General features: G+C 46.5%; 1 protein-coding gene. It reads left to right on the plus strand.

Going from position 1 to position 275, the window contains the following annotated elements:
* Positions 1-17 precede the first annotated feature (17 nt).
* On the plus strand, positions 18-275 hold a 258-nt coding region (locus J3481_RS14525), incomplete at its 3' end, for an SDR family NAD(P)-dependent oxidoreductase (RefSeq protein WP_206882536.1).

Consider the following 275-nt stretch of genomic DNA (forward strand, 5'->3'; position numbering starts at 1 on the left):
GCGAAAAGGAGCCTACTATGAAAGCACTTGTCACAGGCGCAAATAAAGGAATCGGTTTTGAAATCGCTCGATATCTTGGAAAGCGCGGCTATGAAATTCTCGTCGGGGCGCGTGATGAGGCCCGTGGGCAGGCAGCAGTTGAAAACCTTGCTGCAGAAGCCATATCAGCGATGTTCATCAAGATTGATTTGAATGATTTTGATAGTTTGCACACAGCGGGTAAAGTGATTGATTCGCTCGATATTTTGGTCAATAATGCGGGGATTCCCGATAGT

The sequence above is a fragment of the Alicyclobacillus fructus genome (genome assembly GCF_017329605.1).
Taxonomy (GTDB): Bacteria; Bacillota; Bacilli; order Alicyclobacillales; family Alicyclobacillaceae; genus Alicyclobacillus; species Alicyclobacillus fructus.